The organism is Kitasatospora sp. NPDC114501 (assembly GCF_055633695.1).
In genome coordinates, this window is sequence record NZ_JBVKDS010000013.1 from 205314 (window position 1) to 223038 (window position 17725).

A 17725-nucleotide genomic window follows, 5' to 3' on the forward strand; every position below is an offset into this window, starting at 1 on the left:
AGGGCCGGCTACCGCCTGCCCCGGTGCCCGCGTCGTCGCCCCCCTCGGAAGGACCTTCCGCCATGGCCGACCGGCCTGCCCAGCCCGTGCGTCCGTCCGCTCCGCCGCAGGCCGGCGGCGCCTCCGCGACCCCGGGGGACGGCGTCCCCCGGACCCTCGCCGCGCTGTTCGCCGACCAGGCCGCGCGCACCCCGCACGCGCCCGCGCTGACCGACGGCCGGCGCAGCTGGAGCTACCGCGGCCTGGCGGAGCGCGTCGAGCGGCTGGCCCGCGAGCTGAGCCGGCGCGGCGCCGGACCGGAACGGACGGTGGCACTGGTGCTGCCGCGCTCCATGGAGCTGATCGCCGCCGAACTGGCCGTCGCCCGCGCGGGCGCCGCCTTCCTCCCCGTCGACCCGGCCTACCCCGCCGAGCGCCGGGCGCTGATGCTCGCCGACGCCGCCCCCGCGATCGTGCTGGACGACCCGGGCTGGGCCCGCAGGGTCCTGGAGACGCCCGCGACGGATGAGCCGGGTGGCCAGGACGCCCCGGCCACGGCCGCCGCCGACCACCCGGCGTACGTGATCTACACCTCCGGCTCCACCGGCACCCCCAAGGGCGTGGTCGTCACCCACCGGGGGATCGCCGGCTTCACCGCGGCCGCCGTCGGGAACTACGCGGTGGGCCCCGGGGACCGGGTGCTCCAGTTCTCCTCGCCCAGCTTCGACGCCTCCGTGCTGGAACTGTTCGTCTCCGTCCTCACCGGCGCCACCCTGGTGGTCCCCCCGGACGGCCCGTGGCTGGGCGAGGAGCTCGCCGCCGTCCTGGACGAGCACCGGATCACCCACGCCCTGATACCGCCCGCCGCCCTGGCCACCGTCCCCGCCGGCGCGGGCCGCCACCTGCGCACCCTGATCGTCGGTGCCGAGGCCTGCCCCGCCGAACTGGTCGACCGCTGGGCCCCCGGCCGACGCATGGTCAACTCCTACGGCCCGACCGAGGCCACCATCGTCGCCACCTGGACCGGCCCGCTCACCGCCGGCACCGGATCGCCCACCATCGGCGGCGCCCTGCCGCACGCCCGGGCGTACGTGCTCGACGAGGCCCTGCGGCCCCAGCCGCCCGGCACCGACGGCGAGCTCTACCTCGGCGGCGAGGGCGTCGCCCGCGGCTACCTGGCCCGCCCCGGCCTGACCGCCGCCCGCTTCGTCGCCGACCCCTTCGGCCCGCCCGGCGCCCGGCTCTACCGAACCGGCGACCGGGCCCGCCGGAACGCCGACGGGGAGCTGGAGTTCCTCGGCCGGCTCGACCGGCAGGTCAAGGTCCGCGGCTTCCGGATCGAGCCCGGCGAGATCGAGGCCGCGCTGCGCGCCCACCCCGCCGTCGACCAGGCCGTCGTGGTGGTCCGCGAGGACGAACCCGGCCACCCCCGGCTGGTCGGCTACGCCACCCCCGCCGACCCGGAGCGCGCCCCCGACCCGGCCGAACTGCGCGCCGCCCTGGCCGCCGCGCTGCCCGCCCACCTGGTGCCCGCCGCCGTCGTCGTGCTGGCCGCGTTCCCGCTCACCCCGCAGCTCAAGGTCGACCAGCGGGCGCTGCCCGCGCCCGCCCGCCAGGGCGGCACCGGACGGCTCGCCCCGCGCACCGAACGGGAACGCGCCCTGGCCGCCGTCTGGGCCGAGGTCCTCGGCCTCGACGCGGTCGGCGCCGAGGACGACTTCTTCGACCTCGGCGGCGACTCGATCCTCGCCGCCCGCACCCTGACCCGGATCGCCGAGCGGCTGGGCGTCCGGCTCACCCTGCGGGACGTCTTCACCGCCCGCACCGTCGCCGCCCTCGCCCCGCTGCTCGACCGGCCGGCCGCCGCCCCGGCCGGTCCGATCCCGCCCGCCCCGCGCGGCGAGCCGCTGCCGCTGTCCAGCGCCCAGCGCCGACTCTGGTTCCTGGACGACCTCACCCCCGGCGGCACCGGGAACAACACCGGCGTCGCCCTGCGGCTGCACGGCCCCCTCGACCGGGACGCCCTCGGCCGGGCCCTGCGACGGCTCACCGCCCGGCACGACTCGCTGCGCACCACCGTCGTCACCGTCGACGGGCAGCTGGTGCAGCACGTCGACGACCGGGCGGAGCTGCCGCTGCGCACCGAGGACCTCGCCGACCGGCCCGTCGGGGAGCGCGCCGAGGCCGCCGAACGGCTGCTGGCCGAGGAACTGGAGCGGCCGTACGACCTGACCCGGGGCCCGCTCGCCCGGGTGCTGCTGGTCCGGCTCGCCGCCGACGAGCACCTGCTGCTGCTGGCCCAGCACCACATCGTCACCGACGGCTGGTCGGTGGGCGTCCTCACCCGCGAACTGGCCGCCCTCTACCGGGCGGAGGCCACCGGCGAACCCGACGGCCTGCCCGCCCCCGCCCTCCAGTACCCCGACTTCGCGCACTGGGAGCAGCACCACCGCACCGACCACGCACCGGACCTCGCCTACTGGAAGCGCACCCTGGCGGACCTGCCGACCCTGCGGCTGCCCACCGACCGCCCCCGGCCCGAGCGGCGCACCGGCAACGGCGCGGCGCACCGCCACCACCTCCCGGCCGACCTGGTCGGCCGGCTGCGCCACCTCGCCGCCGGCCGCGGCACCACCGTGTTCACCCTGTTCGCCGGGGCGTGCGCGCTGCTGCTCTCCCGCCACACCGGCCAGCGGGACGTCGCCTTCGGCACCGTCACCAACGGACGGGACCGCCGCGAACTGGAGGAGGTGACCGGCTTCTTCGTCAACACCGTGGTGCTGCGCGGCGACGTGGACGAGCGGGCCACCGTCGACCGCTTCGTGGAGGGCATGCGCACCACCCTGCTGGACGCCTTCGCCCACGCCGGGGTGCCCTTCGACCGGGTCGTCGAGGAACTGGCCCCGCCGCGCGACCCCAGCCGGACCCCGCTGGTCCAGGTCGTGGTCGTCCAGCAGACCCCCGCCGCCCCGGCGCCCACCGGAGGCCTGCGCTTCACGGACCACCCGCTGCCCCGCCCCGCCGCCCGCTTCGACCTGGTGCTGGAGTTCACCCCGGAGCAGGCCGGCGGCTGCACGCTGACGGTGGAGTACAACACCGACCTGTTCGACCGGCGGACCGCGACCGCGCTGGCGCGCCACCTCCACCGCCTGCTGGCCGGGATGGCGGACGGGCCGCAGCGCACCCTCGCCGAACTGCCGATGATCCCGCAGGACGAGCAGCGCGCGCTGCTGGACTCCAGGAACGCGCCCGTACCGCCCGAAGGCGTCACCCGGCCGGGGTGGACCCGCGGTTACGTCCTCGACCGCGCGCTGCGCCCCCAACCCGACGGCGTCCCCGGCGAGCTGTACCTCGCCGGCGGCCTCCCGCAGCAGCCGGGGGAGAGCGCCGAGCACTTCGTCGCCGACCCGTACGGCGCGCCCGGGGAGCAGCTGTACCGCACCGGGGAACTGGTCCGGTGGACCGCCGACGGCGAACTGGAGCACCTCGGCCGGGTCGAGCAGTGGGCCAGGCCCCGCCACCAGGAGACCGACCCCGAGGAGGTCGCCGAGGCGCTGCGGCGCTGCCCGGGCGTGGCCGAGGCGGCCGCCGTCCTCACTGAGGGCACCCGGCGGCTGGTCGGGTACGCGGTGCCCGCCCCCGGCGGCCGGATCGAACCCGAGGCGGTGCGCCGCACCCTCGCCCTGACCCTGCCCGACCGCCTCGTCCCCGCGGTCGTGGTGCCGCTGCCCGCCCTGCCGCTCGGCCCCGACGGCACGCTCGACCGCGGCCGGCTGCCCGACCCCGGCCCGGCCGCGCCCGCCGTCCGCCACGTCGCCCCCCGCACCCCCGCCGAACGCGCGCTGGCCGGCATCTGGGCCGAGGTGCTGCGGCTGGAACGGGTCGGCGCCGACGACAACTTCTTCGACCTCGGCGGCGACTCCATCCTCGGCATCCAGGTGGTGGCCCGCTCCCGGCAGGCCGGGCTGGCGGTGACCTCCCGCGACCTCTACCGCCACCAGACGGTCGCCGCCCTGGCCCGCGCCGCGGAGGACGCCGAGGCCCCGGCCGCCCCCGCGCCGGTGGCCGCCACCGGGGAGGCCGTGCCGACCCCGATCCAGCGCTGGTGGCTCGGCCGCGCCGGCGACCGGGCCGGCCACTTCGGTCAGGCGCTCTCCCTGCTGCTGCCCGGCGACCTGGACCGGGCGGCCCTGGAGGAGGCCCTGAACGACCTGGTCGCCCACCACGACGCGCTGCGCTCGGCCTTCACCGCCCCGGACGGCGCCGGGGCCGTGCGCTGGCACATCCAGGAGCCGGCGCGCCGGATCACCCTGGCCCGGCACACCGGCCCGGACGAGGACACCCCGCACTTCGGCCCGTACGACCTGGGCGGCGGCGCACCGCTGCTGCGCGCCGTGCTGCACGAGCGCGCCGGGGGCCGGCCGCCGGTCCTGCACCTGGCCGTGCACCACCTGGTGGTCGACGGGGTCTCCTGGCGGGTGCTGCTGGAGGACCTCGACACCGCCTACCGCGCCCGCCGCGAGGGCCGGGACGGCGCACGGGCCCTGCCGGCGAAGTCCTCGCCGCTGCGGCAGTGGGCCGAGCGGCTGAGCGCCTTCGCGGCCGCGGGCGGCTTCGAGGAGGAGTGCGCGTACTGGGCGCGGGCGATCCCCTCGCAGAGCGGCGCCCTCGAAGCCTTCCCCGCCGAGCCCTTCCCCGCCGAGCTCGACGGCCCCGACACCTACGCCTCCGAACGCTCCGTCACCGTGCGGCTGAGCCCCGCCGACACCGCCGCCCTGCTGCGCACCCTGCCCGACACCTACCGCACCCAGGCCAACGACGTGCTGCTGAGCGCGCTCGGCCGGGCGCTGTGCGGGGCGAGCGGGCTGGAGCAGGTCGTGGTGGACGTCGAGGGTCACGGACGCGAGGAGCTGTTCGCCGAGCTGGACCTCGGCCGGACGGTCGGCTGGTTCACCACCCGTCACCCCGTCGCCCTGGCCGTCCCCGTCGGAGCCGACTGGGACACCGTCCTCAAGCAGGTCAAGGAGCAGCTGCGCGCCGTCCCCCGGCGCGGCCTCGGCTTCGAGGCGCTGCGCCACCTCGGCCGCCCCGGCACCGCGCCCGCGGCCTCGGACGCCCGGATCGGCTTCAACTACCTGGGCCGCATCGCCCTGCCGGACGACCCGGACGGGCTGTTCCGCGGCACCTTCCGGCCACTGGAACTGGACGCCGACCCGGCCGTCGAACGCCCCCACCCGCTGGAGGTGGTCGGCCGCCTCGACGGCGACGCGCTGGAGTTCACCTGGTTCCACTCCGCCGCCGTCCACCGCCGCGCGACCGTCGAGGCGCTGGCCCGGCGCTTCGCCGAGGAGCTGGCCGACCTCGCCCGCCACGCGGCCCGGCCCGGCTCGGCCGGGCGCACCCCGTCCGACTTCCCGCTGGCCCGGCTCGACCAGGCGGCGGTGGACCGGGTCACCGGCTCCGACCCGGGCGCGGTCGAGGACGTCCTGCCGCTCACCCCGACCCAGTCCGGCATGCTCTTCCACGGCCTCGCCGAGGAGGACAGCGGCGCCTACTTCCAGCAGCTGGACTTCGTCCTGGACGGGGTGCCCGACCCGGCGCGGCTCGCCGAGGCCTGGCAGTGGGTCACCGACCGCACCGCGGTGCTGCGCGCCCACGTCCGCTGGCAGGAGGTGCCCGAGCCGCTGCTGGTGGTGCACCGCCGGGTGGCCGTGCCGGTCACCCACCTGGACTGGCGAGAGCTGCCCGAACCGGAGCGCCGGGACCGGCTGGCCGAACTGCTGGACCGCGACCGGGCCCGCGGCCTCGACCTGGCGCGGGCCCCGCTCCAGCGGCTGCTGCTGATCCGCCTTCCGGAGGACCGGGTGCGGGTGCTCTGGTCCTTCCACCACCTGGTCCTGGACGGCTGGAGCCTGTTCCAGGTGCTCTCGGACGTCTTCGCGGCGCACGCCGCCCTGGCCCGCCCGGGAGCGGACGGCGAAGTCCCGTACGGCACCGTGCCGGAGCGCCGGCCCTACCGCGACTACCTGGCCTGGCTGGGCGAGCGCGACCACGCGGAGGCCGAACGGCACTGGCGCACCCGCCTCGCCGGGCTGGCCGAGGCGACGCCGCTGCCGTACGACCGCGAGCCGGTGCAGGACCACCGCGCGGAGTCCACCCGGGCCGTGCCGTTCACCCTGCCCGCCGCCGCGACCAGGGCGCTGGAGGACCTCGCACGCGGCTCCGGGCTGACCCTCAACACCCTGGTGCAGGGCGCCTGGGCGGTGCTGCTGGGCCGCCAGGCCGGACGGGCCGAGGTGGTCTTCGGCACCACCTCCTCCGGGCGGCCGCCCGAGCTGCCCGGCGTCGAGACGATGACCGGCCTGTTCATCACCACGCTGCCGACCCGCACCACGGTGCCCGCCGACGGCACCCTGCTCGACTGGCTCCGGGCCCTGCAACGGGAGCAGAGCGAGGACCGGCGGCACGGCTTCGTCCCGCTCACCCGGCTGCGGGCCGGCACCGCGCTGCCCGAGCGGACCGCCCTGTTCGACAGCCTGGTGGTCTTCGAGAACTACCCGGTCGACGAGGACGCGGCCGACGCCCACGGCCTGCGGCTGCGCGACCTGGACGGCATCGAGACCACCAACTACCCGCTCGCCCTGCTGGCCTACCCGGGCCCGGAGCTGTCCCTGCGGCTCTGCTACGACCCCCGGCTGTTCGACGGGTCCACGGTGCGGCGGCTGGCCGGGCAGCTCACCGCCGCGCTGACCGCCCTGCCCGAGGGCGCCCACCGGCCGCCCGCGCGGCTGCCGCTGCTGACCGGGGAGGAGCGCCGGCGCGTCCTGGTCGACTGGAACGCCACCGCCGCCGAGGAGCCCGCCGCCGACATCGCCGAACTGTTCGCCGCGCAGGTGCTCCGCACCCCAGGGGCGGTCGCCCTGGAGACCGCCGACGAGCGTCTGACGTACCGTGAACTCGACGCCCGCGCAGCCGCGTTGGCCGCACGGCTGGCCGCGCTCGGAGTCCGGGTGGAGCAGCCGGTCGGGGTGCTGACGGAGCGCTCCGTCGAGCTGGTCGTCGCCCAGCTGGCGCTGGTCCGCACCGGCGGGGTCCACGTGCCGCTGGACGGCCGGGCGCCGCGCGAGCGGCTGCACCGGATGCTGGCCGAGGCCGGCGCCGACCTGCTGCTCACCGACGCCCACCGGGCCGAGCAGGCCCTCGAACTGCTCCCCGCCGAGCGGGTGCTGCGGGTGGACCGGCCCGACGGCCTTCCGCCGGCGGCCGCTCCGGCGGCACCGGCGGCCCCGTCGGCCGTCCACCCCGACAACGTCCAGTACCTGATGTTCACCTCGGGCTCCACCGGCACCCCCAAGGGCGTCGCGGTGCGCCGCCGGGACGTCGCCGCGCTCGCCCTGGACCGCGCCTTCACCGGCCACGACCGGGTGCTGGTGCACTCCCCGCACGCCTTCGACGCCGCCACCTACGAACTGTGGGTGCCGCTGCTGCGCGGCGGCACCGCGGTCCTCGCCCCGCCGCAGGACCTGGACGCCGCCGCCGTCCGGCACGCCGTCACCGCGCAGGGCGTGCGCTGCCTGTGGCTGACCGCCGGCCTGTTCCGGCTGCTCGCCCAGGAGGACCCGGGCTGCCTGCGCGGCGCCCGCGAGGTGTGGACCGGCGGCGAGGCGGTGCCCGCCGCCGCCGTCCGCAAGGTGCTGGCGGCCTGCCCCGGCCTCACCGTGGTCGACGGCTACGGGCCGACCGAGACCACCACCTTCGCCACCCGCCGGGCCTTCCGGTCCGGCGACGAGCTGCCCGCCGTCCTGCCGATCGGCCGCCCGCTGGACAACACCCGGGTGTACGTCCTGGACGACGCGCTCCAGCCGCAACCACCGGGCATCACGGGGGAGTTGTACATCGCCGGGGCCGGCCTCGCGCGCGGCTACGCGGGCCGCCCCGGCGAGACCGCCGCCCGCTACCTCGCCGACCCCTTCGGCCCGCCCGGCGAACGGATGTACCGCACCGGCGACACCGTCCGGTGGAGCGAGGACGGCGAACTGCACTTCGTCGGCCGCGCGGACGACCAGATCAAGATCCGCGGCTTCCGGATCGAACCCGCCGAGATCGAGGCCCGGCTCACCGCCCACCCGGCCGTCGCCGAGGCCGTGGTCTCGCTGCACCAGGACGCCGGGCGCAAGCGCCTCGCCGCCCACCTGGTGCCGGCCGAGGGCGCCGAACCGCCCGGAGCCGCCGAACTGCGCGCCCACCTGGCCGCCGACCTGCCCGACTACATGCTGCCCGCGGCCTTCGTCACGCTGCCCGAACTCCCGCTCACCGCCAACGGCAAGGTGGACCGCCGACGCCTGCCCGCCCCCGACTGGTCGGCGGGCGGCGACCGCCCCCACCGCGCCCCCGGCACCGCGCGCGAGCGGCTGCTCGCCGCGATCTGGGCGGACCTGCTCGGGGTCGAACGGGTCGGCCTGGACGACGACTTCTTCCTGCTCGGCGGCGACTCCATCCTGAGCATCCAGGTCGTCTCCCGGGCCCGCGCCGCCGGCCTCGCGCTCTCCCCGCGCGACCTGTTCCGGCACCCCACCGTCGCCGCCCTGGCCGCGGCCGCCGGCAGCGCCGTCACCGTCGCCGGGACCGAACCGGTCAGCGGCGAGGTCGGCCTGACGCCGATCCAGCACTGGTTCCTCGACCCGAACCCGCCGTCCGCCGGGCACTTCGACCAGTCCCTGGTGGTCGAGGCCCCCGGCGGGGTCGACCCGCGGGCCCTGCGCCGCGCGCTGGCCGCCCTGTGGGCCCACCACGACGCGCTGCGCTCCTGCTTCACCCGCTCCCCGGACGGGACCTGGCGCCAGCACTGCGCCCCCGCCGACGAGGCGGCCCCCGACCTGCTGGAGGTCCACGACCACGGCACGGAGGAGGAGGTGACGGCGGCCGCCCACGCCTCCTTCCGGCTGGACGGCGGCCCGCTGCTCACCGCCCGGCTCTTCACCGCGGCCGCCGGCGGCCCCGACCGGCTGCTGCTGGCCGTCCACCACCTGGTGGTCGACGGCGTCTCCTGGCGGGTGCTGCTGGAGGACCTGGAGACCGCCTACCGGCAGGCCGTCGAGGGCCGCCCGCTGCGGCTGCCCGCCCGCACCAGCTCCGTACGGGAGTGGACCCGCAGGCTGGCCGAGCACACCGCGGCCGGCGGCTTCGCCGGGCAGCGCGACCACTGGGCCGCCGCCGCCCGGGCCTGCGCCCGGCCGCTGCCGGTGGACGGCGACGGCGGCAACACCGCCGCGGACCTGCGCGAGGTGACCGTCCGGCTGGACCGCGAACGCACCGACGCCCTGCTGCGCGAGGTCCCCGGGGTCTACCGCACCCGGATCGACGACGTGCTGCTCACGGCGCTCGGCCGGGTGCTCGCCGAGTGGACCGGCCACACCACCGTCGCCGTCGGCCTGGAGGGCCACGGCCGGGAGGACCGGCTGTTCGACGGCCTCGACCTGTCCCGTACGGTCGGCTGGTTCACCTCGCTGTTCCCCGTCGCCCTCGACGTCCCGGCCGGGGACTGGGGCACCACCCTGAAGGCCGTCAAGGAGCAGCTGCGGGCGGTGCCCGACCGCGGCCTCGGCTACGGTGCGCTGCGCCACCTCGCCCGCGACGAGGCGCTCGCCGACGCGCCCGCCCCCGGCATCAGCTTCAACTACCTGGGCCGCTTCGACTGGTCCGCCGACGGCGCCGCCCTGGTCCGCGCCGTCCCCGGCGGCCTCGGCGGTGCGCAGGCCCCCGGCGCCGAGCGCCCCCACCTGCTGGACGTGGTCGCCCGGGTCGAGGACGGCCGGCTGGAGATCGGCTGGTACTACAGCGCGGGCCGGCACCGTCCGGGCACCGTCGAGGGCCTGGCGCGGGCCATGCTGCGCGCGCTGGAGGAGATCGTCGCCCACTGCGCCGAGCCCGGCGCCGGCGGCCGCACCCCCTCCGACTTCCCGCTCGCCCGCCTCGACCAGGCGGCGGTGGACCGGATCGCCGGGGACGGCCGGTCGGTCGCCGACGTCCACCCGCTGACGCCGATGCAGGCCGGGATGCTCTTCCACAGCCTGCTCGACCCGGACGGCGACACCTATGTCAACCAGGTCCAGCTGGTGCTGACCGGCGTCACCGACCCGCACGCGCTGGCCGAGGCCTGGCAGCAGACCGCCGACGCCAACGCGATCCTGCGCACCCGGCTCAGCTGGCAGGACGGCGCCGAACCGCTCCAGGTCGTCCAGCACCGGGCCGCCGTCCCGGTGACCCACCACGACTGGACCGGCCGCCCCGCCGAGCAGGTCGAGCGGGACACCGCCCGGCTGCTCGCCGAGGACCGGGCCGCCGGGATCGACCTCGGCGCCGCGCCGCTGCTGCGGCTGACCCTGATCCGGCTGACGCCGACCCGGGTGCGGGTGGTGTGGACCTTCCACCACGTGCTGCTCGACGGCTGGAGCGCCGCCCAGGTCTTCGACGAGGTCTGCGAGCGCTACGCCGCGCTGACCGCCGGACGCCGCTCCGCCCAGGTCGAGCGCGCGCCCTACGCCGACTACCTGCGCTGGCTGGCCGGCCAGGACCGGGCGGGCGCCGAACGGTACTGGCGGGACACCCTGGCCGGCTTCCCCGCCCCCACCGAACTGCCCAGGGACCGCCGCCCGGCCGGCGCCCACCGCGCCTCCTCCTCGGCCTCGGTACGGGTCGCCCTCGGCCCCGAGCTGTCCGAGCGGCTGCGCGCCACCGCCCGGCAGGCCGGACTGACCGTCAACACCGTGCTCCAGGGCGCCTGGGCGCTGCTGCTCTCCCGCTACGGCGGCGGGGACGACGTGGTGTTCGGCACCATCGTCTCCGGCCGGCCCGCCGAACTCCCCGGTGTCACCTCGATGGTGGGCCTGTTCATCAACGCCCTGCCGACCCGGGTGCGGATCGACGCCCGGCGCCCGCTGCTGGAGTGGCTGAGGGAGGTGCAGGACCACCAGTCCGAGGCCCGGCGGCACGACGCCGTCTCGCTGGCCCAGCTCCCGGGCTGGAGCGAACTGCCCGGCGGCACCGCCCTGTTCGACAGCATCGTGGTCTTCGAGAACTACCCCTTCGACGCCCAGGCGCTGACCCGGCACGGCCTGGACGTGGAGACCGAGCACGTGCTGGAACCGACCAGCTACCCGCTCAGCGTGGTGGTGGCGCCCGGCGAGTCCATCGAGGTCGCCCTGGACCACGACCCGGCCGCCTTCGACACCACCACCGTCGAAGGGCTCGGGGCGAGTCTGCGCACCCTGCTCGCCGGGATGGCGGCCGGCCTCGACCGGCCGACCGGCGAACCGCCGCTGCTGGACCTGGCCGAGGGGCGCGCACTGGTGGCGCGCCTCGGCGGGACGGTGCGCGAGGCGCCCCGGGACACCCTGCCCGCGGCCTTCGCCCGGCAGGCCGCCCGCACCCCCGACGCCCCGGCGGTCCGCTCCGGCGCCGAACAGCTGACCTACCGGGAGCTGGACGAGCGCTCCGACCGGCTGGCCCGGCTGCTGATCGAGGCCGGGGCCGGCCCCGAGCGGTTCGTCGCCCTCGCGCTGCCCCGCACCGTCGAACTGGCCGTGGCACTGCTCGCCGTGCTCAAGAGCGGCGCCGGCTACCTGCCGGTCGACCCCGGGTACCCGGCCGAGCGGATCGCCTACCTCTTCGAGGACGTCCGGCCCGACGCCGTGGTCACCCGCGCGGCGACCGCGGAGCGGCTGCCCGACGGCCCGTCCACCCGGATCGTGCTGGACGACCCGGCGTGCCGGGAACGGCTGGCCGCCGCCCGCGCGGGCGCCGTACACGACCGGGAGCGGCACGGCGCCCTGCGGCCCGAGCACCCCGCGTACGTCATCCACACCTCGGGCTCCACCGGCCGGCCCAAGGGCGTGGTGGTCACCCACGCCTCGGTGCTCGCCCTGACCGACTGGGCCGCCGCCGAGTTCACCGGCCGGGGCCTGGAGCACGTGGTCGCCGCCACCTCGCTCAACTTCGACGTCTCGGTGTTCGAGATCTTCGCACCGCTGCTGTCCGGCGGATGCGTGGAACTCCTCCGCGACCTGCTCGCCCTGGCCGAACGCCCCGCCGACGCGGGGCCGGAGCCCGGCCCCTGGCGGGCCGGCCTGCTCAGCGCGGTGCCCTCGGCGCTCGACGGACTGCTCGCCGACGGTGCCGTCCGGCTCGACGCGGACACCGTGGTCCTGGCCGGCGAAGGACTGCCCGCCCGCACCGTGCGCCGGGTGCGCGAGGCCGTCCCCGGCTGCCGGGTGCTGAACGTCTACGGCCCCACCGAGGCCACGGTGTACGCCACCGCCCACCTCTGCGACCCCGCCGATCCGGACCGCGACCCGCCGATCGGCCGGCCGGTCGGCGGCGCCCGGGCCTACGTCCTGGACGAGCGGCTGCGCCCGGTGCCCGTCGGCGCGCCCGGCGAGCTGTACCTGGCCGGCACCGGTGTGGCGCGCGGCTACCTGCGCCGCCCCGGGCTGACCGCCGGGCGCTTCCTGCCCGACCCGTACGGCCCGCCCGGCAGCCGGATGTACCGCACCGGCGACCGGGTGCGCTGGAGCACCGACGGCGGGCTCGACTACCTCGGCCGCGCCGACGACCAGGTCAAGGTGCGCGGCTTCCGGATCGAACTCGGCGAGGTCGAGGCGGCGCTCGCCCGCCACCCCCGGGTGTCGGCGGCGGCCGCCCGGGTGGTCGACCAGGACGGCCACAAGCGGCTGGTGGGCTACGCGGTGCCCCGCGACGGCGCCCTGCCCGACCCGGCCGAGTGGCGCGCCTTCCTCGGCCGTACCCTGCCCGACCACCTGGTGCCCGCCCTGGTGGTGCCGCTGGAGCGGCTGCCGCTCGGCGCCACCGGCAAGCTGGACCGGCGCGCCCTGCCCGTCCCCGTCCCCGCCGCCGGGAGCACGGGCGGCGAGCGGCCGCCGAGCACCGACACCGAGCGCGCCCTCGCCGGGATCTGGCGTGAGGTGCTCGGCGTGCCCGACGTGCACGCGGACGACAACTACTTCGCCCTCGGCGGGGACTCGATCCTCGGCATCCGGATCGTCTCCGCCGCCCGCCGGGCCGGCCTCGCGCTGACCCCCCGGCACCTGTTCGCCCACCAGACGCTGGCCGAACTCGCCCGCGCCGCCGAGCGGGCGCCGCTCCCCGGCGCGGACGCCGAACAGGGCGCCGTCACCGGCGAGGCCCCGCTCACCCCCGTCCAGCACTGGCTGCTGGACACCCTCGACGGCGACCCGGCCCGGCTCACCCAGTCCGTCTCCTTCACCCTCGCCCCCGACACCGACGAGGGCACCCTGCGGGCCGCCCTGGCCGCCGTCCTGGACCACCACGACGCGCTGCGGCTGCGCTACGAACCGCTCGCCGACGGCCGGTGGCGCCAGTACGGCAGCGAACCCGGCCAGGCTCCCGAACTGCGCGTCCACGAGGCGGCCGAGGGCGAGGAGCGCGCGGCCGTCCTGCACGAGCTGGCCGAGCGGCTCGCCGAGGGCTTCGACCTGGCCGCCGGACCGCTGCTGCGGGCCGCGCTCTGCCGCTTCGCCGGCGACCCCAGCCCGGTGCTGCTGCTGGCCGCCCACCACCTGGTGGTGGACGCGGTGTCCTGGCGGATCCTGCTGGAGGACCTGGAGCGCGCCCACCGCGCGCTGGCCGCCGGCGAACGCCCCGACCTCGGCGCCAAGAGCACCTCCTTCCGGGCGTGGGCCGAACGGCTCGCCGCGCACACCGCGGCCGGCGGCTTCGACGCCGAACTCCCGTACTGGCAGGGTCTGGTGGACGACGACCTGCCGGTGGACCTGGACGGTGCCAACACCGCCGACACCGAGGAGTCGCTGACCGTCGCGCTGGGCGCCGAGGACACCCGCCGCCTGCTCCAGGACGTCCCGGACGCCTACCGCACCCGGGTCAACGACGTCCTGCTCTGCGCCCTCGGCCGGGTGCTGACCCGCTGGACCGGCCGGCCCCGGGTACTGGTCGCCCTGGAGGGCCACGGCCGCGAGGACCTCTTCGACGGCCTCGACCTGTCCCGCACGGTCGGCTGGTTCACCGCCATGTACCCCGTCGCCCTGGAAGTGCCCCGGGCGGCGGGCACCGGCACCGCCCTGAAGGCCGTCAAGGAGGCGCTGCGCGCCGTCCCGGGCGGCGGCCTCGGCCACGGCGCCCTGCGCCACCTCCGGCAGGCCCCGGGGCTGGACCTGCCGCGGATCGGCTTCAACTACCTGGGCCGACAGGACCGCAGCGCCGCCCCCGGCAGCCTGCTGCTCGCCCCGGCCGGCCCGCTCACCGGCGGGATGGACCGCACCGCCTGCCGCCCCCACCTGCTGGACGTGCTCGGGCAGGTCGCCGACGGCCGGCTCTCCTTCACCTGGTCCTACTCCCGCGCGGTGCACCACCGCCGGACGGTTGCCCGGCTCGCCGCCGAACTCCGGGACGAACTGCGGGAGATCGTCCGCCACTGCGCCGAACCCGGCGCCGGCGGGCGCACCCCCTCCGACTTCCCGCTGGCCGGCCTGGACCAGGCCGCCGTCGACCGGCTGGCCGGCACCGGCCGGGAGGTGACGGAGATCCAGCCGCTCACCCCCACCCAGACCGGCATGGTGGTACACGGCCTGGACGAGGCCGAACACGGCCTGTACGTCGAGCAGATCACCTTCGTCCTGGACGGCGCCCGCGACCCGGGCCTTCTGGCCGCCGCCTGGCAGCACGTCGTCGACCGCACCCCGGTGCTGCGCACCTCGGTGGTGCTGCGCGACGTCCCGGTGCCGCTCCAGGTGGTCCACCGCCACGCGGTGCTCCCGGTCACCGAGCACGACTGGAGCGGCCTGACCGAGGCCCGGCGCGAAGCCCGGCTGGAGGAGCTGCTCGCCGACCGGCGGGCCCACCCGCCGGCCCTGGACCGCGCCCCGCTGCTTCGGCTCGACCTGATCCGGCTCGGCCCGGACGCGGTCCGCGTCGTCTGGGCCTTCCACCACGTGCTGCTGGACGGCTGGAGCGTCTTCCACGTCCTCGCAGACGTGCTCGCCGCCCACGCCGCGCTCGCCCGGGGCGAACGGCCGGCCCTGCCCGAGCGCCGGCCCTTCGCGGACTACGTCGGCTGGCTCGCCGCCCGCGACCCCGGCGCCGCCGTCGAGCACTGGCGCGGCGTGCTGGCCGACCTCACCGCCCCCACCGCGCTGCCGTACGACCGCCGGCCCGCCCCCGGCGACACCGCCCGCTCCGAGGAGTGGCTCTCGCACCGGCTGGACGAGGCCGAGACCGAACGGCTCCAGGCGTTCGCCCGCCGCCACCGCCTCACCCTCAACACCGTGGTGCAGGGCGCCTGGGCGCTGCTGCTGTCGCGCTGGAGCGGCGAACGGCGGGTCTGCTTCGGCACCACCGTCTCCGGTCGGCCCGCCGACCTGGCCGGCTCCGACGGCATCGTCGGCCTGTTCATCACCACCCTGCCCGCCCGGGTCACCGTCGACGGCGCCCGGCCCTGCGCCGACTGGCTGCGCACCCTCCAGGAGGAGCAGGCCGAGGACCGCCGGTTCGACCACCTGCCGCTGGCACGGATGCACGGGCTGAGCCGGGTCCCGCCGGGCACCGAGCTGTTCGACAGCCTGGTGGTCTTCGAGAACTACCCGGTCGGCGACGCCACGGCCGGCGCGCACGGCCTGCTGGTGCGCGAACTGGACGCCCGGGAGGCCACCAACTACCCGCTCACTGTGGTCGTCTCGCCCGGCGAGCGGCTCGCCGTGGAACTCGGCCACGACCCCCGGCACCTCGACCGGGAGACCGCCGGGCGCCTCGCCGACCAACTGCTGCACACCCTGTCCGCGCTGGCCGCCTCGGACGGCACCACCCGGCTGGACGACCTCGACCCGCTGCCGCCCGGCGAACGGGAGCGGCTGCTGCGCGGCCCCGCCCGCCCGGCGCTCGCCCCGGTGCCCCCGGCGACCCTGCCCGCCCTGGTCGAGGCCGCCGTGGACCGGTGGCCCCAGGCCGTCGCCCTCAGCGCCGCCGACCGGCGGCTGACCTTCGCCGAGGCCGAGGCGCACGCCAACCGGCTGGCCCACCGGCTGATCGCGCGCGGCGCCCGCCCCGGGGAGACCGTCGCCCTGCTGCTGCCCCGCTCGGCCGACACGGTGCTCGCCGAACTGGCGGTGGCCAAGACCGGCGCCGCGTTCCTGCCCGTCGACCCGCACCACCCCGAGGAGCGGATCGAGGCGATGCTGCGCGACGCGGCGCCCGCGCTGACCCTGGACGCCAAGGAGGTCGCCGAACTCCTGGCCGCCGACCCGGCCGGCGCCCCCGGCCACCGCCCCACCGACACCGACCGGGGCCGCCCGCTCGACCCGGACGACCCGGCCTACGTCATCTTCACCTCCGGCTCCACCGGCACCCCCAAGGGCGTCGTGGTCACCCACCGAGGGCTCGCGGCCTTCGCCGCCGCCGAGGCCGAGCACTACCAGCTCGCCCCCGGGGACCGGGTGCTGACCTTCGCCAGCCCCGGCTTCGACGCCTCGGTGCTGGAACTGTGCCTGGCCCTGCCGCACGGCGCCCGGCTGGTGGTGCCCGAGCCCGGCCCGCTGCTCGGCGCCCCGCTGGCCGGGCTGCTCCGGGCGGAGCGGATCACCCACACCCTGCTGCCGCCCGCCGCCCTCGCCACCCTGCCCGCCGACACCCCCGGCAGCCTGCCCGCGCTGAAGACCCTGATCGTCGGCGCGGAGGCCTGCGGCCCCGACCTGGTCGCCCGCTGGGCCCCGCACCACCGCATGGTCAACTCCTACGGCCCCACCGAGGCCACCGTGGTCGCCACCTGGTCCGCGCCGCTGACCGCGGACGGCGCCGCCCCGCCGATCGGCCGCCCGCTGCCCGGCACCGGCGCGTACGTCCTGGACGCCCGGCTGCGGCCGGTGCCCGACGGCGTCCCCGGCGACCTGTGGCTGAGCGGACCGGCCCTGGCCCGCGGCTACCTCGGCCGCCCGGGCCTGACCGCCGCCCGCTTCACCGCCGACCCGTACGGGCCGCCCGGCACCCGGATGTACCGCACCGGGGACCTGGTGCGCCGCGACCGCCACGGCGAACTGCACTACCTGGGCCGCACCGACCACCAGCTGAAGCTGCGCGGCCACCGGATCGAGGCGGGCGAGGTGGAGGCCGTCCTGACGCGCCACCCGGCCGTGCTGGACGCCGTGGTGAGCGTCCGGGAGGACGAACCCGGGCTGCCCCGGCTGGTCGCCCACCTGCTCGCCGCCCCCGGCACCGAACCGCCGACCGGCGCCGAACTGCGCGCCCTGGCCGCCCGCTCGCTGCCCGGCCACATGGTCCCCGCCGCCTTCGCGGTGCTGGAGCGCTTCCCGCTCACCGCCAGCGGCAAGACCGACCGCGCGGCGCTGCCCGCTCCCGGCCCGGGCGAGGCCGAACCGGCCGGACGGGTCGAACCCCGCACCCCCACCGAGGAGGCGGTGGCGGAGATCTGGGCCGAAACCCTGCACACCGCCGTCGGCGCCACCGACGACTTCTTCCAGCTGGGCGGCGACTCCGTGCGCGCCCTGCTGATCGCCTCCCGGGCCAACGATGCCTTCGGCGTCACGCTCACCCCCCGCGACGTGCTGGTCTCCCGCACCGTGGCCGCCCTGGCGGACCTGGTGGAGGACCTGGTGCTGAGCGAGCTCGAAGCCGCCGCGCCGGGTGGCCCCGACGAAGCCGCCGCCTCCGGCAGCCCCGACGATGACGAACGCTGAGGAGCCGA

Annotated in this window: 1 protein-coding gene; it reads left to right on the forward strand. The window is 77.5% G+C overall.

The genetic code is table 11. The features are described 5' to 3' along the window. The first annotated feature begins 62 nt into the window (after positions 1–62). The gene (locus ACZ7RU_RS24780; RefSeq protein ID WP_470343145.1) at positions 63–17717 is read left to right on the forward strand and encodes a non-ribosomal peptide synthase/polyketide synthase; all 17655 of its coding nucleotides are present in this window, start codon (positions 63–65) and stop codon (positions 17715–17717) included. Positions 17718–17725: the final 8 nt, after the last annotated feature.

What these genes read in the sequence shown, in the direction of transcription:
- ACZ7RU_RS24780 (WP_470343145.1), top strand. Translation starts at nt 63, where the DNA reads ATGGCCGACCGGCCTGCCCAGCCCGTGCGTCCGTCCGCTCCGCCGCAG.